Raw genomic sequence first — 21,961 nt, forward strand, 5'->3', positions numbered from 1 at the left:
GGTCATGCACCTGCACATGCGCGGATTCGAGTCGCACTCGCGCACGGTGTGGTAGCTCCGGCATTCCCGCTAGCCTGAACGAATGCGCTCCTTGAGAACTCCCGCCGCGCGGTTCGCCGACCTGCCCGACTTCTCGTACGCACCACGCTACGCGGGGGTCGCCGATGGCGAGGGTGGTTCGTTGCGCATCGCATACGTCGAGGCGGGTCCCGCGGACGGTCCGCCTGTCCTGCTACTGCACGGTGAACCAACCTGGTCGTACCTGTACCGCAAGATGATCCCGATCCTCGCCGAGGCAGGCCTGCGGGTGATCGCTCCCGACCTGGTGGGGTTCGGTCGCTCGGACAAACCGACCGAGGTGAGCGACCACAGCTATGCCCGGCACGTCGAGTGGGTGCGAGAGCTGATCTTCGACCACCTCGGTCTCCGCCAGGTCACGCTGGTCGGGCAGGACTGGGGTGGGCTGATCGGGCTGCGCCTCGTCGCGGAGCACCCGGACCGGTTCGCTCGCGTTGTTGCGGCGAACACCGGCCTGCCCACCGGGGATCACGGCATGCCCGATGTGTGGTGGGCGTTCCGGGATGCCGTGGTCGGGGCCGAGACGCTCGATATCGGCAGGTTCGTGCAGTCCGGTTGCCAGACGACACTGCCGGACGGCGTGCGAGCGGCGTATGACGCCCCGTTCCCCGACGAGAGCTACAAAGCAGGCCCCCGTGCGATGCCGACGCTGGTGCCGACCAGCACCGACGACCCGGCTACCCAGGCCAACCGCGCCGCGTGGCGCACCCTCGCGCGCTGGCCGGGCCCGGTGCTCTGCGCTTTCTCCGACGGTGACCCGATCACCGGCGCGATGGCGCCCATACTGCGCCGCAAGCTCGCCGGTGCGGTGGGGCGCGAGCATCCCACCATCACCGGCGCCGGACACTTCCTCCAGGAGGACGCGGGTGAGCGCCTCGCCAAGTCGGTGCTGAACTTCGTGCGCGGGCGCTGACGGGTGACGCCGTCCGCCTGCCTGTGACGAGGCCGACGGCCCGAAAGTATCCGGGTGGTACCGCCCGGATACGCTGCACACCGTGATCGATCCACGGATTCTGCGCGAGGAGCCGGAGACCGTGCGCGCCTCGCAGCGCGCGCGGGGTGAGGACGAGAGCATCGTCGACGAGCTGATCGAGCTGGACGAACGCAGGAGGTCGGCGATCGCGCGCGCGGACTCGCTGCGTGCCGAGCAGAAACAGCTGGGCAAGAGCATCGGCAAGGCCGACGGTGACGAGCGCGAGGCCCTGCTGGCGCAGGGCAAGGACCTGGCCGCTCAGGTCAAGAGCGCGGAGTCCGAGCAGTCCCTCGCCGAGGAGTCGTTCGGCGAGCTGCACGCCAAGCTGCCGAACGTGGTGCACCCGGACGCCCCGCCGGGCGGCGAGGACGACTTCGTGACGCTCAAGCACGCCGGGACTCCCCGTGAGTTCGACTTCACCCCTGCCGACCACCTCGATCTCGGCGAGCGGTTGGGCGCGCTGTCCACCGAGCGCGGCGCGAAGGTCTCCGGGGCGCGCTTCTACTTCCTCACCGGCGTCGGCGCGCAGCTGCAACTGGCGTTGCTGAACCTCGCGGCGGCGCAGGCGGTCGAGAACGGCTTCCAGCTGATGATCCCGCCGGTGCTGGTGCGTCCGGAGATCATGGCGGGTACGGGCTTTCTCGGTGAGCACGCGAGCGAGGTGTACCGGCTGGAGCAGGACGACCTCTACCTGGTGGGCACCTCTGAGGTGTCGCTGGCGGGCTACCACTCCGAGGAGATCATCGACCTGTCCGCGGGCCCGGTCCGGTACGCGGGCTGGTCGACGTGTTTCCGGCGGGAAGCCGGTTCCTACGGGAAGGACACCCGCGGCATCATCCGGGTGCACCAGTTCGACAAGGTCGAGATGTTCGTGTTCTGCCGTCCCGAGGAGGCCGAGGCCGAGCACGCCCGGCTGCTCGCCTGGGAGGAGGAGATGCTCGGCAAGGTCGAGCTGCCGTACCGCGTCATCGACGTGGCCGCGGGCGATCTGGGCACCTCGGCTGCCCGCAAGTACGACTGCGAGGCGTGGGTTCCGACCCAGGGCGCTTACCGGGAGATGACGTCGACGTCGAACTGCACGACGTTCCAGGCGAGGCGGTTGAACACCCGCTACCGGGACGCGGACGGCAAGCCGCAGCTCGCCGCGACGTTGAACGGGACGCTGGCGACCACCCGGTGGATCGTCGCCATCCTGGAGAACCACCAGCAGGACGACGGGTCCGTACGTGTGCCCGCGGCGCTGCGCCCGTATCTCGGTGGCAAGGAGCTCCTCCGGCCCGTCTCCTGACAGCCTGTCCCGGCACTGGGTACCGGCAGCTTCACGCTGCGTACGCCCCTCGGCGAGTTCGACGGCACGTTCCGGGGTTCGCCGTTCAAGCCAGGGCACGGCCCGCCGTCGAAGGCCACCGGTAGGTGGTCCGTTTCCGGCGGCACGACGCAGCTGACCGGAACGTTCGTCGCCACGCTGCGCTGAGCAGCCGTGCGGTAGCGCACCCGCCCCGCGTCACCGCGACGCGGCGAGCGAGTCGCAGATGTGCTCGGCGATCTGCAACGCGCTCGTCGCGGCCGGTGAGGGCGCGTTGAGCACGTGCACCTGGTGCCGGGCGCGTTCGATGAGGAAGTCGTCGACGAGGGAGCCGTCCGGCCGCAGCGCCTGCGCGCGGACACCGGACCCGAGCGGGACGATGTCGGCCGGTCGGATGGCGGGCACCAGTCGCGCGAGGCTCGCTGCGAACCGCCGGACGGACAGCGACCGGCGCACCTCGTCGATCCCGGTCGGTAGCGCGTACCGGCGCGCGAGCCGCCACAGCCCCGGGTAGCGGGCGATCTCGGCGAGGTCGCGCACGGAGACGTCCCGCCAGCGGTAGCCCTCCCTGCGCAGCGCGAGCACCGCGTTGGGCCCGGCGTGCACGCTGCCGTCGAGCATGCGTGTCAGGTGGACACCCAGGAACGGCAGGCTCGGGTCGGGAACCGGGTAGATGAGCCCGCGCACCAGGTTCCGTCGCTGCGGCCGCAGCTCGTAGTACTCCCCGCGGAACGGCACGATCCGTGCGCTCGGGGACACGCCCGCCAGCCGCGCGACCCGGTCGGCATGCAGGCCGGCACAGTTGACGAGCCCGTCGGTGCGCAGTGTCTCGGAGGCTGTCACTACTTCCACGCCGCCGGAGGTGCGGCTGTGCATACCAAGCACCCGCGTGTCGAGCCGTAGGTCGGCACCCGCGCCGGTCAACTCCGCGACCATGGCCCGGCAGACGGCGGCGAAGTCGATGATCGCCGTCGACTCCACCCGCAGCGCCCGCAGGCAGGACACCTCCGGCTCGTACTCCCGGGCGCGCTCCGGACCGATCACACTGGCAGGCACCCCGTTGGCGTGCGCGCGCTCGGCAAGCACCCGCAGGGCGTCGAGCTCGCGTTCGGAGGTCGCGACCACCAGCTTGCCGCAGACCTCGACGGGCACCCCGTGCTCGCGGGCGTAGGCGATGATCGACCGGTTGCCTGCCACGGACATGCGGGCCTTGAACGACCCGGGTCTGTAGTACAGGCCCGCGTGCACGACGTTGGAGTTGTGGCCGGTTTGGTGCGCCGCCCAGCGCGGTTCCTTCTCCAGCACGGTGACGTGGGTTCCGCGCCGGGTGAGCTCGCGCGCTACGGAGAGCCCGAGAATGCCGCCGCCGATCACCACAACGCTCCGCACAGCCAGCAGGGTAACGAACCGTGTCGCGTCGGACCCCGAGAGTGAGTTACTCCGGATGGCCGAATACGCTGTGACCGATCCACCCGCGGTGGGCCGACGCGACAGGAGGGCCATGTCGGATCCTGCTCCGCACGTCGGCGGCGAGACGCCGATCGCACTCGGCAGGCCCACGGTCGGGGACGCCGAGCTGGCAGCGGTCGCCGACGTGTTTCGCTCCGGATGGCTCGCAGGGGCCGGACCGACCTGCGAGCGGTTCGAGGAGCGGTTCGCGCGCGTCACCGGTGTGCGGCACGCGCTGGCCACGAGCAGTTGCGGGGCGGCGCTGCAGCTCGGCCTGCGGGCGCTCGGCGTCGAACCCGGAGACGAGGTCGTCGTCGCCGACTACACGTTCCCGGCAACGGGCCACGCGGTCGTGCGGGCGGGCGCGACCCCGGTGTTCGCCGACGTACGCGCGGACACCGCCACCGTCGACCCCGCCGCGGTGGCCGCGGCGCTGACCCGGCGCACCGTGGGCATCCTCGCGGTGGACGTGGCAGGCCAGCCCGCTGACTACGACGATCTCGCGGCGATCGCCCGGCGGCATGGACTGTGGCTGTTCGAGGACGCAGCGTGCGCTGCGGGAGCGACGTACCGCTCGCGCCCCGCTGGCAGCCTCGCCGATCTAGCGGCGTTCTCCTTCCACGGGCGCAAGGGCATCACCGCGGGGGAGGGCGGGGCTCTGGTGTCCGACCGGTCCGAGCTGGTCGAGCGCGCGCGCAAGCTGCACACCTACGGCATCAGCCAGGCGGCTGCCAGCGAGGGCTCGGCCGAGCTCCCGGTGCCCTGCTTCGACGAGGTCGGCGACAACTACCGGTTGTCCGACGTGCAGGCGGCGATCATGCTCGCGCAGCTGGACAGGCTGCCGGACCTGCTGGCGGCGCGCAGGCGGGTGGCGGAACGTTACCGCGCGGCGTTCGACGGGCTGGACGGTGTCACTCCCGCTGTGGAGCTACCGGACCGTACGCACGCGTGGCAGGCCTACCACCTCACCGTTACCGGTGGCCTCGGACGCGACCGCGTCGCAACCCGGTTGCGGGAGCGCGGGATCGGCTGCGGGTTCGGCACGTACGCGTCCCACCTGCAACCGGCCTACGGCCGGCAACCGCACCTGCCGGTATCGGCCGAGCAGTTCGCCACCCGGCTGTCGCTGCCCATGCACGCCAACCTGACCGACCGAGAGGTGGATCGCGTGATCGACGCCGCGCGCGATGCCGTGCGTGCGAGCGCCTGATCGGCATGGAAGGAGATTGACCGAGAACATGTCCGAGAAGAGGGTCTTCTTCGCAGGTGGTGCGGGGTTCATCGCCTCGCACACGATCCCGATCCTGCTCGAGCGCGGGTACTCGATCCGGATCTTCGACAACATGCGGCGCGGTGACCGCGCCCGGACCGAGCGGTTCATCGCCGAGTCCGGTGGCCGGGTCGAGCTGGTGGAGAAGGACGTGACCAACGGTGGACCGGTGCGGGAGCACATGGCCGGATGCACTCACGTGATCCATTTCCCGACGATGTCGATCAACAAGTCGGTCGCCGACCCGCACGAGTCCGTGTACCTCAACATGATCGGAAGCAACAACGTCTTCGCCGCCGCTGCCGACGAGGGGGTGCGGCGGCTGGTGTTCGCCTCGACGGCCTCGGTGTACGGCAACCCGGCGAAACTGCCGATGCACGAGGACGACGAGCTCGCCCCGCTGACGCCCTACTGCATCAGCAAGCGGGCCTGCGAGGACCTGCTCGGGTTCTACCAGCGGGAGCGGGGCCTGTCCTGGAACGCGTTGCGGTTCTTCAACGTCTACGGGCCGGGGCAGCGGGTCGAGGCGTACTACACCTCGGTGATCAACCACTTCCTGCAACGCCTGCGCGCGGGCGAACCTCCGGTCATCGACGGCAAGGGTGAGCAGTCGATGGACTTCGTCCACGTGCACGACATCGCGCGGGCCGTTGTCGCCGCGTTGGAGAGCGAGCGGGGCTGCTCGCCGATCAACATCGGCACCGGAGTCGACACGTCCGTCGCGACCCTTGCCACGTTGCTGATCGACGCGGTCGGTGTCGATGTCGAGCCGCGGTTCAACCCGCGTGACGTGCTGGTCGCACGTCGAGCCGCGGACATCGGTCGGGCGCGGGAGATGCTCGGCTGGGAGCCGACGATCACGGTCGAGCAGGGCATGGCCGATCTGGTGGCCGCTACCGAGCCCGTGGCGGTGGGCAGTGTGTGAGGCGTGCCGGCCTGCCGTGCGTGGCGGGTTCTCCGCGGCGTTCCACGCCGAGCACGACATCCCGCCGAATCCGTACAACGCGCACGCGCGGATCACCGGTGAACCGGTGATCGGCGAGGGCACCTGGATCGGGGCGTTCACGGTCCTCGACGGTGGCGGTGGGTTGCTGCGCATCGGGGACGGCTGCGACATCGCGGCAGGCGCGCAGATCTACACGCACAGCTCGATGAGGAGGTGCGTGTCCGGCCGGGCCTACGACGCGGTGGACAGGGAGGCGGTCAGTATCGGCAACCATGTCTTCATCGGGCCGCACGTCACGGTCATGCCCGGGGTATCGGTGGGGGACTCGGCCGCGGTCCTCGCCGGCTCGGTGGTCACAGGGGACGTGGCCGCGAGGTCACTGGTCGCGGGTGTTCCTGCCAGGCCGATCGGGCACCTGGATATCGACGGCCCCGAGGTGCGGGTGGTCTATGACCGGGCAGGGCAGGACCCGGGCAGGGCGGTGTGACGGGGATGCGGATCGCGGTCGTCAACAACTTCTACCCACCGCGCGTGGGCGGCAGCGCGCACCTCTCCGAGTCGCTGGCCAAGGGATATGCCGCCCGTGGGCACGAGGTACTGGTGATCACGGCGGAGCACGCCGGGGCGCCCGCGCTGGAGGACGTCGACGGTATCCGGGTGGTGCGGCTGCCTGCGGTGAACCTTCCCCGGACCAGGCTCGCGGTGAACTTCGACATCGCCTTCTGCGCGCGACCGTCGCTGCCTCGCAGGGTCGGCGAGCTCCTGGACGCGTTCCGCCCGGACGTCCTGCACCAGCACGGCCAGTTCTTCGACCTGACCTGGGCCACCGGGCTGTGGGCGCGGAGGAACGGGGTGCCGGCCATGCTCAGCGTGCACACCAGGTTGGAGAGCCCGAGCAGGGTCTACGGGGCGGCGTTCGCAGTGCTGGACAGGTTCGTGGTCGCGCCGTTCATGCGCCGGTACAAGCCGACCTTCGTGGTGATGGACGTGCAGATGCACGACTACATCGCCGAGAAGTACCGGGGTGGGATATCGGGGACGGTGCACACCCCGGTCGGTATCGAACCAGCACGCGTCCGGGGCGGGGACGGCCGCCTGGTGCGGGACAGGCACGGGATCGGGGACGCACCGATGATCCTGTCGACCGGACATGTGATCTCGCTGCGCGACCGGTTGACCCTTGTGGAGGCGATGCCTGCCGTGCTGGCGGCGCTGCCGGACGCGCGGCTGGTGGTGGTGGGTGGCATCTACTACGACGCGTTCCTGCGGCGGGCACGCGAGCTCGGGGTCGAGCACGCGATACTCGCGACGGGGCCGGTACCGAGAACGGACATCCCGCACTACCTGGCCGCCGCCGACATCGAGTGCCACGACCTGCGTGGCTACGGGTTCGGCACGGCCAGCCTGGAGTGCATGGCCGCCGGGGTGCCCGTGGTCTCCGCCGTGCGGGAGGACAACTTCGGCGACATCAAGCTGATCGACAGGGGCAACGTGCACCTGGTGCCGAAGGAGGACCCGGCCGCGCTGGCACGCAGGCTGGTGGATGCCCTGCGCGACCCGGAGGAGGCGCGGGCCATCGCCAGGGCCGGTGCCGAGCTGGTCGACGAGAACTTCTCCATGGAGGCGGTACTCGACAAGCACCTCGATGCGCTGCAGAACCTGGTGCGGTGAGCGCCTACCGAATCGCCTGCGCGCGCACATCCGACACCACTACATGGGGCGGCAGGATCGAATCGCGCTCGGTCGCGGCATCGACGGTGCCCTCGACGAGGTCCAGGAAGCGGTCGAGCTGGGATGCCAGCGGCTCGCGGACGGTCAGCAGCTCGGGAATCTCGATCACGGTTTGCTGCCGGTAGCCGCGGCCGCCGTCCGACACTCCCTCGTGGGAGACGTGCCGGTAGATGGTGACGTCCCTGCGCAGCAGGTCGATCTCGATCAAGCGGTCCAGCTCCGAGACCGTCAGGGTACGGATCTTGCGCTGCCCGATCCGGGATGCGGACACCGACGCGAGGCCCCTGTCGAACGACAGCAGGGCCTCGAGCGTGTCCTCGGCGCCTGCCAGGGACTGCGGGTGGAAGTGGCCTGCCGCGGCGGTCGTGTCCCGCGGTGCCGCCCCGCCGAACAGCTGGATGGCCAGATCCACATCATGTACCAGCAGGTCCCAGGCGACCCCGGTCCTTATCCGCGCGGCGTACGGTCCGTGCCGCGCGCTGCGAACATGAACGGGCTCGCCGAGCAGCGCGCGAGCGGTCAGCACCGCCGGGTTGAACCGTTCGAGCAGCCCGCACATCAGCGGTATTCCCCGTGCGGCTGATACGTCGAGGATGTTCCTGACCTCCGCGATGTCGTTCGCCACGGGCTTCTCGATGAGCAGCGGCCTGCCCTCGTGCAGCACATCCATTGCCAGCTCGTGGTGCATCTCCGTCGGCGCCGACAGCACAACGGCATCCACATCGGACAGCGAGTCGATCTCGGGCGTCCAGTCCACAGAGAACCGTCTCGCGACATCCCGCCCCGCTTCGGCACGCGGGTCGATCACCCGTACGAGCTCGGCACGATCGCTCTCGGAGATGACGCGGGCGTGCAACGCACCCATGGAGCCGGTGCCGACGAGCGCCAGCCTGTGCGTCATGCGTGAAGGGCCTCTCGTACCACGGCGACGATCGTATCCAGCTGCTCGTCGGTGAGGGCGGCATGCACGGGCAGGGAGAGCACCTCCCGCGCGGCGGTGGCAGCGACGGGCACGTCCCCGGGCGAGGTGGGTGCGACGAGCGGGTGACCGGTGTAGCAGTCGTAGTCGAAGACCACGCGCGGGTAGTACACGCCGGTGCCGACGCCGCGCGCCGCCAGGGCGGACGCCAGCTCGTCCCTGGAGAGGTGCGCCTCGGGTCCGATCCGCACGGTGTACTGGTGCCAGACGTGCGTACGTCCGGGCAGCTCCTCCGGTACCGACACACCCGGTATGCCTGCCAACCCCTCGGACAGCCGCGCCGCGTTGCGCCGCCGGGTCTCGGTCATCTCGGGCAGCCGTGCGAGCTGCGGAATGCCGAGCGCGGCATGCAGGTCGGTCATCCGGTAGTTGTTCCCCGGGATCTCGTAGGAGTACCGGGCACGCATGCCGTGGTTGCGTAGCATCCGCAACCGGTCGGCCAGCGCGTCCGCGTCGGTCGTGATCATCCCACCTTCGGCTGTGGTGAGGTTCTTGGTGGCGTACAGGGAGAAACAGCCGAGCCCGTACGAGCCGGCCGGCCTGCCTGCGAACGCCGCCCCGACCGCCTGGGCCGCGTCCTCGACGATGTGCAGGTCGTGCTCGGCTGCGATCGCTGCCAGCTCGTCCATGCGCGCGGTCTGCCCGTACAGGTGCACCGGCAGCAGCGCGCGGGTACGGCCGGTGACGGCCGCGGCGACGCGTTCCGGGTCGAGGGTGAGGTCCTCGGCGTCGACGTCGGCGAACCGTACGGTCGCCCCGGCCTGGATCGCCGCGTTGAGCGTGGCGACGAAGGTGAACGGGGACGTCACGACCTCGTCTCCGGGGCGCAGGCCGAGTGCCTGCAGCGAGGCGGCCAGCGCGGTCGTCCCGCTGTTGACGGCAATGGCGTGCCTGGTTCCCGCGATCTCCGCGAAACCCTGCTCGAGGCGCCGTACCATCGGCCCCTGCACCAGGGCTCCGGATCGGATGACTTCGGTGACCAGCGGCTCCGCGTCACTGACGTCCACGGCGGTTATCGGGATCATCCGTTCTCGCTCTCTCAAGCTGGGCGTGAGGTCGTGCGGAGAGGCCGGGTGCGGTCCGGTTCGCGATGGCAGCCGATGACACGGACGTGCGTCACGGTACCGTGCCGGTACGCGCGCGCCGGGAACCCGCGTCGCGAGGCACGTCCGTCGCGGGTGGTGCGCGCCGGGTGATGCTTCCCCTGCCCGAGGTGAATGCCCCGACCGAGGAACGAGACCCCTTGTGGAGAGACGGATCCGACCGCCGTGTCCAATCACATCCATGACACCGCCGTGATCGCCGATGGCGTGGAGCTCGGTGACGGCAACGTCGTCGGCCCCTACGCCGTCCTCCTGGGGCCCGCGGTGATCGGCGACCGCAACTGGATCGGTCCGCACGTGACGATCGGTGCCCCTGCCTCGGACACGGCGGCGCCACACCCCCGTGTCTGGGAACACGGCCCGGCGGGAGATCCGGCGCTCGACGGGTACGGCGTCGCCATCGGCGACGGCAACCGGATCCGGGAGTACGCCAGCGTGCACCAGGGCACCTGGCGCACGACCCGGCTGGGCAGCGACGGCTATCACCTGCGTGGGGTACACATCGCGCACGACTGCGTGGTCGAGGACGGTGTGGTGCTGGGGTCGAACACTGTGCTGGGTGGCCACTGCGAGGTGTGGTCGGAGGCCAACCTGGGGCTGGGAGTGCTGGCGCACCAGCGCGCCCGTGTCGGACCGGGTGCGATGGTGGGTATGGGCGCGGTCGTGTTGAGCGAGGTCGGGCCGTTCGCGGTGAGCGCGGGTGTTCCCGCCCGCATCACCGGAATCAATACCGTCGGGCTGACGCGGGCCGGGCTCGACGAGCAGGGGATCGCCATGCTGCGGCCGTACCTGCTCGGCCAGTGCGCGCTACCGGACGGGGGCGTGCCCGCCTGGGTGGCTGCGCGGCTGGCCGCGTGGGACTCCCGCCCGGAGCGGGGGCGGCGATGAACTCGGCCGTGCCGCGCGCAAGTTCCCTCGCGGAGGTGGAGGCCGAGCGGCCCCCGCGGGGCGGCACGCGCGGGGCGCGCGTCGTCAACGCGCTGCGCTCGCTCGCGGTGGTCGTGGTCGTCGCCTTCGCCTGCTACTACCTGGCCCGTAACTGGGGCGAGTTCCGGGCGACGATCTCCGGAATCGCGTGGCAGTCCGCCACGCTGTCGCTGCTTGTGCTGTGCCTGGCCATCGCGGTCACCACCTACGGCTGGCGGGTCATGGTCGACGACATCGGCCCGCCGGTCGGTTACCGGAAGGCCGCGCAGGTCTTCCTGGTCGGCCAGCTCGGCAAGTACGCGCCGGGTTCGGTATGGCTGTACCTGCTGCAGATGGAGCTGGGCAAGAAGGCAGGCCTGTCCCGCGCACGGGTCTTCACCGCCGCGCTGGTGCACACGGGTATCGGCCTCGTGATCGGGATGCTGGTCGGGGTGGTCGCGCTGCCGGTCATCCTCGACACCAGCCCCGCCGCCCGGTGGGTGCTGGTGCTGCTGCCCGTAGGCCTGGTCGCGATGCACCCCGGGATCCTGACCCGGATGACCTCGCTGGTGTTGCGGGTACTGCGCAAGCGCGGGCTGGATCACCGGCTGCGGATGCCGACCATCGGCAGGATCATCGGTGCCTCGGGCGCGGCCAAGTTCCTGCAGGGACTGCACCTGTGGCTGCTTGCGAACTCGGTCGGCACGCCCGGCTTGCTGGGGTTGCTGCTGTGCGCAGGCGCCATGTCGCTCGGTATGGCGGCGGGCACGGCCGCGCCGGTCTTCCCGGCGGGGGTGGGCGCGCGGGAGGGCGTCATCGTGGCGGTCCTCGTGGTCAGTGGTATCGGCGCGGCGCAGGCCGCGGCGTTCGCGGCGGCGTCGAGGGTGATGTTCATCCTCGCCGATCTGATCACCGCGGCGGGCTCGGTCGCACTCGCTCGGACCGCGTACCGGTCGGGACGGGAGTAGGCCGCTCGGCCGTGGTCGTGATCTCGTAGATCGCGGCAGCCTCGTTGCGGAACCTCGGCTCGAGGAACGCCAGCGTGTCCAGCTCGGTGAGGCCGGGTTGGCGGTGGTCTCCCGGTGGCAGCGCGAGGTGCCCGTGGGTGCCGACGATGACCCACCGGACACCGAGCTCGCGTACGGCCCGGCGCACGCGCGGTTCGGTCTCGTAGTCGCGGAAGCGCTCGGCGAGCAGCCGCGCCCTCGGTGGCTGCAGGGAGTCATCGAAGTGCCCGGCGACCGTGCGCACCCCGGTGAAGGCGTAGGTCCACACGGTACCGTCGTGCCGGTTGTTCAGGGCCCACTCACCGGGCTGCGCGAGCTCACCGAGCTTGCGCATGGCCTCGATCTCGGCGGCGCTGACCGTCATGTTCACCGGGTTCTCCGGCGGCGGGTTGCCGTACCGCGGCCCGATCAGCGCGGCGTTGGAGTGCGCGTACAGGCCGTGGGTGAGCACGGCGAACCCGCACAGCAGTGCGGCGCCGATCGTGCCGGAGCGGGACGTGTGGTGCCCGGCGAACGCGCGGGTGCTCGCGTCCCGCAGCACGGCTTGCAGCTCGGCGAGGCCGTGCGCGGCGAGCACCGTCATCGGTATCGCCGCGATGGCCATGAACCGGAAGGGGTCGTTCCACCACGGCCGGGTCAGCTCGAGAACCAGCGGATGGTCCGAGATGGCCACCACGAGCCAGGCGAGCCCGGTCAGCAGGGCGGCGCCGCCGATCCATCGCAGGTTGTGCAGCCGGAGGAGGAACACCAGGCCTGCGAGCAGTGCCGCGGACAGCCACACCTGGGCGGTGCCGTCGGAGTGCGGGGACGGGATCAGCTGGAACGTCAGCAGTGCACCGACCGCGCCGCTGAAGTCGAAGGGGGCGGGCCACCCCTCGTAGGGGAAGCCGCTATCGGTGCGCAGGACGGCGGCCGCCAGGTGCGGCGCGGTCAGCAGGCCACCTGCGAGGGCGGCAGCGAGGATCGCCGCGCACTCCGTGCCGACCGATCGGACGCGCGCCCCGGCGGGGAGTGCTCCTCCCGGCAGGTCGGTCTCGCCTCCCCGCGCGATGCGGAGCCAGCGCTGCGCCAGCATCGGGATCGCGAGCAGCATCGCGGCGAGCAGCGTCCCCGGGTGGATCACGAGTAGCCCGCAGGCGACCAGCGCGGTGACCAGCCCGGTGTCCCAGCGCACGCGTTCGACGAACCGGTGGAGCGCGACCACCGCGGCGGGGGTCAGCGCCAGGCCGAGCAGGAACGGGAGCAGCGGGCCACGAGCCATGGACACGTACAGCAGCGTCGCCGGGGCGACCGAGACCACCGCGACCATCCCGGCCAGCGTCGCGCGACCGTGGAAGGACCGCACCAGGGTCGCCAGGGACAGCGCGAGCAGGGCGGGCAGCAGGACCGTGTTGGCGTTGAGTACCCCCGGTACCGCCACGCCGGTGATCGGATGGGCGAGCGTGTATGCCAGCGCGCCGATCAGGTGATAGGCGTGCGGGTAGAACAGCTCGTTCGCGTCGCCGAACCGGTTGACCGTGGTCATGCCGGTCGCGCTGCCGTCGTGGGTCTCGTGGATGTAGCGGATCCCGTTGGCGTGGAAGGCCGCGTCGTAGCCCTGCGAGACCGCGGCAAGCGAGCCGAGCCCGTGCAGCACGGTGTAGAGCCCGACCACCGCTGCCGCGACGACACACGCCAGGACGGCGAGGTGGGCGGTACGGCTCCAAGCCGGTCCCGGGGTGCGCGTTCCGGTGCGCGCACCCCGGCTCTCTCGCCGGGCAGCGAGCCGGTCGTTCAGCCGCCGGGCCAGCACCGCGAGCGCGACGGCCACCGCGGTCGCCCCGAGGAGACTCGGCGTGGTGAACGGCAGACCGGCCACAGCCAGCCACGGTCCGGCGAGCCCCGCCACCGCGAAGGTCAGCAGCGGTGCCGTCCCGGCGAGGACCCACCCGCGTAGCCCGGCGGCCCACCCGGTGGCCAGCCCGGGCGCGATCATCAGCACCAGGTAGATCGCGATCGTGCCTGCCGTGGCGGTCGCGGTCATGGTGAGCGGCACGGAGTTGCTTCCTCGGCTACGCGCTGGTTGAGGGCGCCTGCCGGATGAGCCGGACGGAGTAGGGCTGCTCCGGTGGACGCAGCGATACTACTCCATATCGATCAGTGGGCGATGACCTGACTCGCGCATGCGCGTGGTGGCCGGAACGGGATGCCGCGCGCGTCCGGTGGAGTGCGGCACCCGGCGGCGCGCACGCGGTCCACCGCTTACCTACGGTCCCGTAACCTCACAAACCTACGGTCGCGTAACCTGGTGACATGGCAGAACTCGTGTACCCACCGGTCGTGGCGGCGTGCAAGACGATGTTCCGGGTGCTCGACCTGCGGATACGCCTGGTGGACACCGAGCACATCCCGCGTACCGGGGGCGCGGTCATCGCGTGCAATCACGTGAGCTACCTGGACTTCATCTTCTGCGGGCTGGGTGCGCTACCCGCCGACCGGTACGTCCGGTTCATGGCCAAGCAGCAGATCTTCGAGCACCGCATCGCCGGTCCGCTGATGCGCGGCATGCACCACATCCCCGTGGACCGGGAGGCCGGCCAGGCCTCGTACGACGAGGCCGTGGACCGGCTGCGTGCCGGTCAGGTGGTCGGGGTCTTCCCGGAGGCGACGATCAGCCGCTCATTCACCGTCAAGGGCCTCAAGACCGGGGCCGTGCGGATGGCAGCCGACGCCGGAGTGCCGCTGGTGCCGATAGCCCTGTGGGGCACGCAGCGGCTGTGGACGAAGGGCAGGCCACGCAAGCTGGCCCAGCGGCACGTGCCGGTGGAGATCCATGTCGGGGCGGCGAGTTACCCGGACCCGGGCGACGACGTGGCCGGGGCCACGGATGACCTGCGGGCTCGTATGCAAACACTGCTGGACGAGGCGCAGCGCGCCTACCCGGACGCGCCCGGCGAAGGGGAGCAACCGTGGTGGCTTCCCGCGCATCTCGGTGGTGCCGCCCCGCTGCCGGAGTGATCCCCGCGTCAGAACCAGCGCTCGAGTACCTGGGCGACACCGTCCTCGGTGTTCGGCGCGGTGATCTCGTCGGCGACGGCATGCACGTGCGGGTGGGCGTTCGCCACGGCCACGCCGTGCCCGGCCCACTCCAGCATCGCGATGTCGTTGGGCATGTCGCCGAACGCGAGCACGCCGGTGGGATCGATGTCGTACCAGCTCGCGACCTCGGCCAGGCCGGTCGCCTTGGTGACCGCGACGGCGGATATCTCGATGAGCCCGGCGTTGCTCGAGTAGGTGACCGCGACGGCGTCGTCGAGCACCGCTCGCGCGGCCTCGGCCATCTCGTCCGAGGTCATCCGCTCATCGCTGGCGAGAAGCTTGATCGCCGGGTGACCGAGCACCTCGCCCCGTGTCACGAACGTTCCGCCGGTGTCGTCGCCCCAGGGGTTGTGGAACTCGCTCTCGATGACCACCTGGGCCACGCTGGTGTCGTAGGCGCAGGAGCCCGCTCGCTCCGCTCCGAAGCGGGCGCGGGGCAGGATCTGTGCGAGGGCGTCGGCGACATCGTGGAGCAGCACGGGATCGAGTCCGCGCGTGCTGAGAACCCGGTCGGCGCCGATGTCGTAGAGCACGGCGCCGTTGGCGCAGACGGCGTAGCCGGTTACCCCGCCCGGCCCGGCGATCGCGGGGATCCACCGCGGAGGGCGCCCGCTGACCAGAACGAACGGGACGCCCTCCTGGTGGACGTTGCGCAGCGCGGCCTTCGTGCGGGGCGTGAACGTCTGCAGTGGCGTGATCAGGGTGCCGTCCACGTCGGAGGCGATCAGCTGGGGTCGGTGCACAGTATGTGGCCCTCGCGGGTGACTCGTGGGACTCTCCGGACGTTCACGGTACCGTCGGTTCGGGGCCGCATCGGGTGCTGTGGCGAACATCGCAGCTCAGAGCGTCGACCTCGGGTAACGGCGAGGCGGGGGTCACCCTGATGAGGCAGAGACGATACTGTGCCAGCCGTGCGGGCCGGCATTGTGATCTTGACTGAGGACAGGTGGTGGTCTGGCGAGCCCAAATGGCGAGCAGCCGAAGAGTTGGGTTTCGACCACGCCTGGACCTATGACCATCTCGGGTGGCGTTCGCTCGTCGACGGGCCGTGGTTCTCCGCGATCCCCACCCTGACGGCAGCGGCGATGGTCACCGAGCAGATCGAGCTCGGCACGTTCGTCGCCTCGCCCAACTTCCGGCATCCGGTCCCGTTCGCCAGGGAGCTGATGACCCTGGACGACATCTGCGACGGGCGGCTGCTGTGCGGCGTCGGCGCCGGTGGCCAGGGCTACGACCGGGCCGTGTTCGGGGAGGGCGAGATGCCACCCGCCCAGCGGGTGGACCGATTCACCGAGTTCGTTGAAGCGCTCGACGGCCTGCTGACGCGGGACGAGTTCGACTACTCGGGCGAGTACTACACCGCTGCGGGAGCCCGGAACCTGCCGGGATGCGTGCGGCATCCGAGGGTTCCGTTCGTGGTCGCCGCGAACAACCCGCGCTCGCTGCGCCTGGCCGCCCGGTTCGGAGGGGGCTGGGTCACCACGGGGCATCCCAGCGAGGACCTGGACGGCTGGTGGCGCGGGGTCGCCGACATCGCAGGCGAGTTCAACCGTGCCGCCGAGCAGGTCGACAGGGATCCGGGGGAGGTTCGTCGCTATCTGAGCCTTGACGCGGCTCCCGTGTATTCGCTTACCTGTGTGGACACGTTCACGGAGGCTGCAGAGAAAGCACACAAGCTGGGGTTTACCGATGTCGTCGTGCATTGGCCGCGGTCCGCCGAGCCGTACGCTGGGCGGGAAGCGGTCCTCGAGCGCGTCGCCGACGAAGTACTCGAGGAGGTCCGGGATCTGTGAATGAAGCGACAATCGCCAAGGACAGCGACATGCGTGCACCTGTATCCGGCACGGTAGATCGAGCCGACGGGGCGCAGTTGCGATGGTGGCGAACCGGTCACGGCGAGCCGGTGGTGCTTGTGCACGGCTCGTTCGACGATCATCAGAGCTGGTCCCCGCTGGTATCGCAGCTTTCCGGGCGTGCCGACCTGACCAGCTACGACCGGCGTGGGCACAGCGCGAGCAGCGAACCACGCGGCCAGGGAAGTATCCGGGCGGACGCCGAGGATCTTCTCTCCGTGCTGGACACCGTGGTCGGTGGGCCCGCGCACCTGGTGGGGCATTCGTACGGAGCATCGGTGGTCTTGCTGGCCGCGGTGTTGCGCAGGGATGCGGTACGCAGTGTGGCGGTCTACGAGCCACCGCTGTACGGGCTGCTCGACCACAACCCGGTGGCGAAGGTGTTCGGCGCGGAGACCGGTGTGTGGATGGCGCACGCCGCTGAGCTGATCCGCTCGGGCAACCCGGGCCAGGGGGCGCGGGTGTACGTGGAGAAGGTCGGTATCGGCAAGGGCAGCTGGGAAGGCCTGTTCACCAGGGAGCAGCGCATGACCATGGTGTCCAACGCCTACACCTGGCTGGACCAGTACAACGACCCCAGCGGGCGGTCGGTGGATATCGGGACGCTGTCCTGGGCGCGCTTCCCGATCACACTGGTCGCGGGCGAGCGGAGCTGGGAGCTGAACAAGCTGGTGATCTCCGAGCTCGCGGAGCGGCTGCCGCTTGCCCGCAACGTCACGCTGCCGGGCGCGGGCCACGCCGGGCACCTCACGCATCCTGCCGAGCTCGCGGCGGCCCTCGCCCCTCAGCTCCGCGCCTGAGGCCCTCGGTGGCCACCGGGCGGCGTCTCTGAGGTGCCCTGCGGGGCTGGGTATCGCGGGGTGCGTCGGTGGTCGGGTAGCTCGTTCGTGTAAGCGGAGCGCCGGTACTCTGGCGCCCTGTGACACCGCACACGAACGCTGCCCGTGCTACCGGTGCCGACCTCGCGGATTTCGACCTGGTTGTCGTCGGATCGGGCTTCTTCGGGCTCACCATCGCCGAGCGGGCCGCCCGTGAGCTGGACAGCCGCGTGCTCGTCCTGGAACGGCGCCCGCACATCGGCGGGAACGCCTACTCGGAGCCGGATCCGGACACCGGTATCGAGGTCCACCGGTACGGTTCCCACCTGTTCCACACGTCCAACGAGCGCGTGTGGGACTACGCCAACCGGTTCACCCGGTTCACCAGCTACCAGCACCGGGTGTTCTGCACCCACCGCGGGCAAGTCTACAGCTTCCCGCTGAACCTCGGACTGATCAACCAGTTCTTCGGGCGGTCACACAGCCCCGACGAGGCGCGGGCGTTGATCGCGGAGCAGGCCGCCGAGATCGACACCTCGCAGGCGCGCAACCTGGAGGAGAAGGCGATCTCGCTGATCGGGCGCCCGCTGTACGAGGCGTTCGTCAAGGGGTACACGGCCAAGCAGTGGCAGACCGACCCGACCGAGCTCTCCCCGTCGATCATCACCCGCCTCCCGGTGCGCTACACCTTCGACAACCGGTACTTCACCGACACCCACGAGGGCCTGCCCGTCGACGGCTACACCGCGTGGCTCGAGCGGATGGCCGAGCACCCGAACATCGAGGTGCGGCTGTCGACCGATTACTTCGCCGTCCGAGCGAACATCCCCGCAAGCACCCCCACGGTGTACACCGGGCCGATCGATCACTACTTCGACTACTCGGCAGGCAGGCTCGGGTGGCGCACCCTCGACTTCGAGCGGGAGGTCGTGTCCACGGGTGACTTCCAGGGGACCGCGGTGATGAACTACAGCGACGAGGACGTCCCGTACACCCGGATCCACGAGTTCCGGCACTTCCACCCCGAGCGCGAGGACCGGCACCCTCGGGACAGGACCGTGATCGTGCGGGAGTACTCCCGGTTCGCGGGCGAGGACGACGAGCCGTACTACCCGATCAACACCCGGGAGGACCGGGAGAAACTGGAGAAGTACCGTGAGCTCGCCGGGCGGGAGGCCCGGGAACGCAACGTGCTCTTCGGCGGCAGGCTGGGTACGTACCAGTACCTGGACATGCATATGGCGATCGGCTCAGCGTTGTCTACATTCGACAACAAGGTGGCCCCGCACCTGACTCGCGGCGCCCCGCTGGATGGTGCGATCGACGCATGATGGGCACCCCGGCACCCCGTGTCGGGTGACACGACACCTCGTGTTGGGCGCGAGGACACTGTGGATAATCAACACAGCGTGCCCCCACGCCGTACTCGCCTTCTTGAGACACGGGTGGGTGATCCCGACAATCACGCATGGTGACGGCATGTTGCCACATGTGATGCCCGTGACGCGCGTGAATGCGCGAGATGTACGTTATCCGCAATACGGCACAGCGAACCGGCCGGAGGATCAGGGTGATGCATAAGTACATCGAGCGCGGGCAGCTGCTCGCGCAGCGTGGGCTCTACGCGGGCCCGTCCGATGTGGTGAGCAGGGACCTTTACGGCGAGGTGACCTGTGGGCGGGCGCTGCGCAGGCGCGACAGCGTCACCCTCCAGCCCGGCACGTGCGTGTCCGCCAACACGTACTTCGGGCGGTTTCCCGCCACCTTCTGGCAGCGCTGGACCGGGGTTCGCGAGGTCCGGCTCGAACTGGTGGCAAGCGGTAGCGGCCGCATCTTTGTGGACGCCTCGGACTTCGTCGCCGAGCCCCGCACCGTGACGGCCCGCCCCGTGGACGACGCGGTGGCCGAGACCATCACGATGAGCGTGCCGATCGACCGGTTCTACGACGGCGGGGCCATGTGGCTGCGGTTGGAGACCGAAGGGGCGCAGGAGCTCACCGTGGAGCGGGTGCGCTGGCTGGTCGACGCGCCGGAGTTCGTGCGCCCGACCGCGATCACGATCTGCACCATGAACCGGGCGGACGACTGTATGGCGACGCTGCAGACGCTGGCTGCCGAGCTGGACGAGCTCGAGACGGTCAGCACCGTCTACGTGGCCGACCAGGGCACGGACACCGTGGAAAGCCGTGACGGGTTCGAGCAGGTCGGCAAGGATCTCGGGGGCAGGCTGCGCTACATCAGGCAACCGAACCTCGGTGGGTCCGGCGGGTTCACAAGGGGCCTGTTCGAAACCGTCGGCGAGGACGACGGCTCGCGCACCGGCGTGCTGTTCATGGACGACGACGTGCTGCTGGAGCCGGACATGGTGGTGCGGCTGACGGCGTTCGCCAACCGCACGAACGACCCGGCCATCGTCGGTGGCCAGATGCTCAACCTCCTGCACCCGCACCAGCTGCACGTCGGCGCGGAATGGGCGAGCCTCAACACTCTCGAACCCGGAATCCCGTCGCGACACAGCCATGCCACGGCCGACCTGCTCGGTCTGCGGCCAGGGATGGACCGGCCGGACCGGCAGGACCGCAGGGTCGATTCCGGGTACAACGGCTGGTGGGCCTGCCTGATCCCCGCCGAGGTGGTCGACGAGGTCGGCTACCCGATGCCGTTCTTCTTCCAGTGGGACGACGCGGAGTACTCCTACCGTGCCGCCGCGCACGGCATCCGGACCGTCACCCTTCCGGGGGCGGGCGTGTGGCACGCCGACTTCGGGTGGAAGGACTGGGACGAGTGGCACCGGTACTTCAACCTGCGCAACTCGATGATCACCGCGGCCCTGCACAGCCCGTTCGACCGTACGGTGCTGACGCGGGTGCTGCTCGCCCAGTTCGTGCGCTACCTGCTCGGCAGCCAGTACGGGCTGGCAGCCACGCTGATCAAGGCGGTCGAGGACTTCCTCGAGGGGCCTGAGGTGCTACACGACGGCGGGGTGGCCGCGATGCGGGAGATTCGCCGGATCAGGGGACAGTACCCGGAGACGCAGCGGCAGGAGCCGCACGAGATTCCCGGCATCGCCTCCGGCGACATCGGCATCGTCAACGCGGGTCCCCGGCCGAGCAAGGAGCGGTTGGTGCTGATCAAACGGATCCTGTGGCGGGTCCTTGACAAGCATCCGTACGCCCTGGGTGCGATCCCGGCCGACGAGGCTCACTGGTGGCACGTGTCGCTGTTTCACACCGCCGTGGTTACCGACGCCTCGCAGGAGGGTGTGCGGGTGCGTACGTACGACCGTGGACGCATGATCGGGCTGGCGCGCCGCGCCGCGAGCACGCTCCTGCGGCTGCGCAAGGAGGGGCCCCGGGTGCGCGAGGCGTACCGGAGCGCTCTGCCCGAGCTCACCAGCAGGCAGAACTGGGCACGCTTGTACGGCAAGTAGACCTCGTTACGGACGCCGGCGCAGCCCGGAACCCGCTCCGGGCGATGCTCCGTACGTTGCCGTGCCTGTGGCCGACCGGCTCATGCGGAACCATCCTGGTACCGGTGGAAACGTTCCCGGCGGCCCTGACGTGCGAGGCGTAGCCACTGCAGGAACTCGCGCGGGCTGCGCTTGCACGCGACGAAGTACAGTCCGAAGCGGACGATCTCCAGCGCGCCGATCTTGCGCATCCCCGGCTGGGACAGCAGGTACCCGCGGTTGCGGTAGGTGTAGTAGCGCTTGGCGGCGCCCGCGGGGTCCTGGGCGTGCAGCCTGCCGCCGAGCATGGGCCTGAACTCGGCTGTCCCGTTCGGGTGCAGGTAGGCGGTGCGGGTGGTGGTGCCGAACGCCAGCCCGGAACGCACCAGCCTGCGATGGATCTCCACCTCGTCACCACGCAGGAACAGGCGCAGGTCGGGCACCCCGACCACCTCGAGGGTGGTGGCGCGGAACAGGGCCCCGTTGAACAGCGACGCGATGCCGGGCAGGAAGCCGTCGCCCAGCTCGGCCAGCGAACGCTTCCAGGTCAGTCCCCTGCGGAGCGGGAAAGCGAGGGTGTCGGGGTGGTCGATATCGACCACGACGGGTGAGACCGCGTCGAGCTCGCGAAGGTCCGCCTCCTGCCGGAGCACGGCGAGTACGTCCTCGTCGGCTGGGCAGCCGTCGTCGTCGGCGAGCCAGACCCAGCCTGCCCCGAGAGCGAGCGCGTGCAGCATTCCGAGCGCGAACCCGCCTGCCCCGCCCAGGTTGCGGCGCGAATGCAGGTAGGTGGTCGGCAGCTGGCAGTTGCCGACCACGTCGCGCGCGAGCTCGGCCGGATCGTTGTCGACCACGATCAGGTGAGTCACGGGGTGTGACTGGGCCGCGATGGCCTTCAGGGAGTGTGCGAGCGACTCGTGCCGGTCCCGGGTGACGACGACCGCGACCACCGAGTCCGCGGTCGGCTCGGCCGCACCGGCCGTGCCACTCGCCGCCCCGGTCACGATACTGCCTCG

19 protein-coding genes are annotated in these 21,961 nt (G+C 70.1%); 13 read left to right on the forward strand and 6 right to left on the reverse strand.

Features of this window, described 5'->3' with window-relative positions; all coding sequences use genetic code 11:
- Nucleotides 1-82: 82 nt before the first annotated feature.
- The gene (locus CHB84_RS01370; protein WP_089299599.1) at nt 83-991 is read left to right on the forward strand and encodes a haloalkane dehalogenase; all 909 of its coding nucleotides are present in this window, start codon (nt 83-85) and stop codon (nt 989-991) included.
- Nucleotides 992-1,073: 82 nt separating this feature from the next.
- On the forward strand, nt 1,074-2,339 hold the full coding sequence (gene serS, locus CHB84_RS01375; RefSeq protein ID WP_089299600.1) for a serine--tRNA ligase: 1,266 nt from the start codon (nt 1,074-1,076) through the stop codon (nt 2,337-2,339).
- Nucleotides 2,340-2,555: 216 nt separating this feature from the next.
- Here the strand turns inward: serS and lhgO are convergent, their stop codons facing one another.
- Entirely contained in the window at nt 2,556-3,746 is a 1,191-nt protein-coding gene (lhgO, locus tag CHB84_RS01380; protein WP_089299664.1) for an L-2-hydroxyglutarate oxidase, read from the reverse strand.
- A gap of 112 nt (nt 3,747-3,858) precedes the next feature.
- Between lhgO and CHB84_RS01385 the strand changes: the two genes are divergently transcribed.
- From CHB84_RS01385 to CHB84_RS01400, 4 genes are read left to right on the forward strand one after another with little or no spacing between them, the layout of a single operon-like run.
- Nucleotides 3,859-5,016 carry a DegT/DnrJ/EryC1/StrS family aminotransferase gene (locus CHB84_RS01385; RefSeq protein WP_089299601.1) on the forward strand — a complete coding sequence of 386 codons (1,158 nt, stop codon included), beginning with the start codon at nt 3,859-3,861 and terminating at the stop codon, nt 5,014-5,016.
- 28 nt (nt 5,017-5,044) lie between these two features.
- Nucleotides 5,045-6,001: an NAD-dependent epimerase/dehydratase family protein gene (locus CHB84_RS01390; RefSeq protein WP_089299602.1), complete on the forward strand. Its 957-nt coding sequence runs from the start codon at nt 5,045-5,047 to the stop codon at nt 5,999-6,001.
- Nucleotides 5,994-6,509 (forward strand): acyltransferase, encoded by a 516-nt coding sequence (locus CHB84_RS01395; RefSeq protein WP_217898436.1) that lies wholly within the window; start codon nt 5,994-5,996, stop codon nt 6,507-6,509. Before CHB84_RS01390 ends, CHB84_RS01395 begins: the two co-directional genes overlap by 8 nt.
- 5 nt (nt 6,510-6,514) lie before the next feature.
- Complete coding sequence (locus tag CHB84_RS01400) at nt 6,515-7,693, forward strand: glycosyltransferase family 4 protein (protein ID WP_089299604.1); 1,179 nt, start codon at nt 6,515-6,517, stop codon at nt 7,691-7,693.
- Nucleotides 7,694-7,697: 4 nt separating this feature from the next.
- Here the strand turns inward: CHB84_RS01400 and CHB84_RS01405 are convergent, their stop codons facing one another.
- Both CHB84_RS01405 and CHB84_RS01410 read right to left on the reverse strand, forming a co-directional pair.
- Nucleotides 7,698-8,654 (reverse strand): Gfo/Idh/MocA family protein, encoded by a 957-nt coding sequence (locus tag CHB84_RS01405; protein WP_089299605.1) that lies wholly within the window; start codon nt 8,652-8,654, stop codon nt 7,698-7,700.
- A complete protein-coding gene (locus CHB84_RS01410) occupies nt 8,651-9,757 on the reverse strand; it encodes a DegT/DnrJ/EryC1/StrS family aminotransferase (protein WP_089299606.1) in 1,107 nt (368 codons plus the stop codon). Before CHB84_RS01410 ends, CHB84_RS01405 begins: the two co-directional genes overlap by 4 nt.
- A 243-nt stretch (nt 9,758-10,000) precedes the next feature.
- Here CHB84_RS01410 and CHB84_RS01415 point away from each other — a divergent pair, with 243 nt between their 5' ends.
- Together CHB84_RS01415 and CHB84_RS01420 are read left to right on the forward strand one after the other, a co-directional pair.
- Nucleotides 10,001-10,723, forward strand: coding sequence for an acyl-ACP--UDP-N-acetylglucosamine O-acyltransferase family protein (locus tag CHB84_RS01415; RefSeq protein ID WP_089299607.1), 723 nt, complete (start codon nt 10,001-10,003; stop codon nt 10,721-10,723).
- An 8-nt stretch (nt 10,724-10,731) separates the two neighbouring features.
- Nucleotides 10,732-11,709: a lysylphosphatidylglycerol synthase domain-containing protein gene (locus CHB84_RS01420; RefSeq protein WP_245818481.1), complete on the forward strand. Its 978-nt coding sequence runs from the start codon at nt 10,732-10,734 to the stop codon at nt 11,707-11,709.
- On the opposite strand, the gene CHB84_RS01425 is transcribed toward CHB84_RS01420, so the two are convergent.
- Nucleotides 11,651-13,783, reverse strand: a complete 2,133-nt coding sequence (locus tag CHB84_RS01425) for a DUF6541 family protein (protein ID WP_176439734.1) — start codon at nt 13,781-13,783, stop codon at nt 11,651-11,653. The genes CHB84_RS01420 and CHB84_RS01425 overlap by 59 nt on opposite strands.
- A 257-nt stretch (nt 13,784-14,040) precedes the next feature.
- On the opposite strand from CHB84_RS01425, the gene CHB84_RS01430 reads away from it, so the two are divergent.
- Nucleotides 14,041-14,745 (forward strand): lysophospholipid acyltransferase family protein, encoded by a 705-nt coding sequence (locus tag CHB84_RS01430; protein ID WP_089299609.1) that lies wholly within the window; start codon nt 14,041-14,043, stop codon nt 14,743-14,745.
- 8 nt (nt 14,746-14,753) lie between these two features.
- Here the strand turns inward: CHB84_RS01430 and CHB84_RS01435 are convergent, their stop codons facing one another.
- Nucleotides 14,754-15,569: an HAD family hydrolase gene (locus tag CHB84_RS01435; RefSeq protein ID WP_089299610.1), complete on the reverse strand. Its 816-nt coding sequence runs from the start codon at nt 15,567-15,569 to the stop codon at nt 14,754-14,756.
- Between the two features lie 168 nt (nt 15,570-15,737).
- On the opposite strand from CHB84_RS01435, the gene CHB84_RS01440 reads away from it, so the two are divergent.
- The 4 genes from CHB84_RS01440 (at nt 15,738) to CHB84_RS01455 (ending at nt 20,927) form a co-directional block, all read left to right on the forward strand.
- The gene (locus tag CHB84_RS01440) at nt 15,738-16,619 is read left to right on the forward strand and encodes an LLM class flavin-dependent oxidoreductase (protein WP_089299611.1); all 882 of its coding nucleotides are present in this window, start codon (nt 15,738-15,740) and stop codon (nt 16,617-16,619) included.
- A complete protein-coding gene (locus tag CHB84_RS01445) occupies nt 16,616-17,479 on the forward strand; it encodes an alpha/beta fold hydrolase (RefSeq protein ID WP_089299612.1) in 864 nt (287 codons plus the stop codon). The genes CHB84_RS01440 and CHB84_RS01445 overlap by 4 nt, the downstream gene beginning before the upstream one ends.
- Before the next feature lie 119 nt (nt 17,480-17,598).
- Nucleotides 17,599-18,828 (forward strand): UDP-galactopyranose mutase, encoded by a 1,230-nt coding sequence (glf, locus tag CHB84_RS01450; RefSeq protein WP_089299613.1) that lies wholly within the window; start codon nt 17,599-17,601, stop codon nt 18,826-18,828.
- A 242-nt stretch (nt 18,829-19,070) separates the two neighbouring features.
- Complete coding sequence (locus CHB84_RS01455) at nt 19,071-20,927, forward strand: glycosyltransferase (RefSeq protein WP_245818482.1); 1,857 nt, start codon at nt 19,071-19,073, stop codon at nt 20,925-20,927.
- An 80-nt stretch (nt 20,928-21,007) separates the two neighbouring features.
- Here the strand turns inward: CHB84_RS01455 and glfT1 are convergent, their stop codons facing one another.
- Nucleotides 21,008-21,949 carry a galactofuranosyltransferase GlfT1 gene (glfT1, locus tag CHB84_RS01460; protein WP_245818483.1) on the reverse strand — a complete coding sequence of 314 codons (942 nt, stop codon included), beginning with the start codon at nt 21,947-21,949 and terminating at the stop codon, nt 21,008-21,010.
- Between the last annotated feature and the right edge of the window lie 12 nt (nt 21,950-21,961).

This window comes from Haloechinothrix alba, from assembly GCF_900188115.1.
GTDB classification, from domain to species: Bacteria; Actinomycetota; Actinomycetes; order Mycobacteriales; family Pseudonocardiaceae; genus Haloechinothrix; species Haloechinothrix alba.

Coding starts and splice junctions, on each gene's coding strand:
- CHB84_RS01410 (WP_089299606.1), bottom strand. CDS start 9,757: ATGATCCCGATAACCGCCGTGGACGTCAGTGACGCGGAGCCGCTGGTC.
- CHB84_RS01385 (WP_089299601.1), top strand. CDS start 3,859: ATGTCGGATCCTGCTCCGCACGTCGGCGGCGAGACGCCGATCGCACTC.
- CHB84_RS01430 (WP_089299609.1), top strand. CDS start 14,041: ATGGCAGAACTCGTGTACCCACCGGTCGTGGCGGCGTGCAAGACGATG.
- CHB84_RS01455 (WP_245818482.1), top strand. CDS start 19,071: ATGCATAAGTACATCGAGCGCGGGCAGCTGCTCGCGCAGCGTGGGCTC.
- CHB84_RS01400 (WP_089299604.1), top strand. CDS start 6,515: ATGCGGATCGCGGTCGTCAACAACTTCTACCCACCGCGCGTGGGCGGC.
- CHB84_RS01390 (WP_089299602.1), top strand. CDS start 5,045: ATGTCCGAGAAGAGGGTCTTCTTCGCAGGTGGTGCGGGGTTCATCGCC.
- CHB84_RS01370 (WP_089299599.1), top strand. CDS start 83: ATGCGCTCCTTGAGAACTCCCGCCGCGCGGTTCGCCGACCTGCCCGAC.
- CHB84_RS01405 (WP_089299605.1), bottom strand. CDS start 8,654: ATGACGCACAGGCTGGCGCTCGTCGGCACCGGCTCCATGGGTGCGTTG.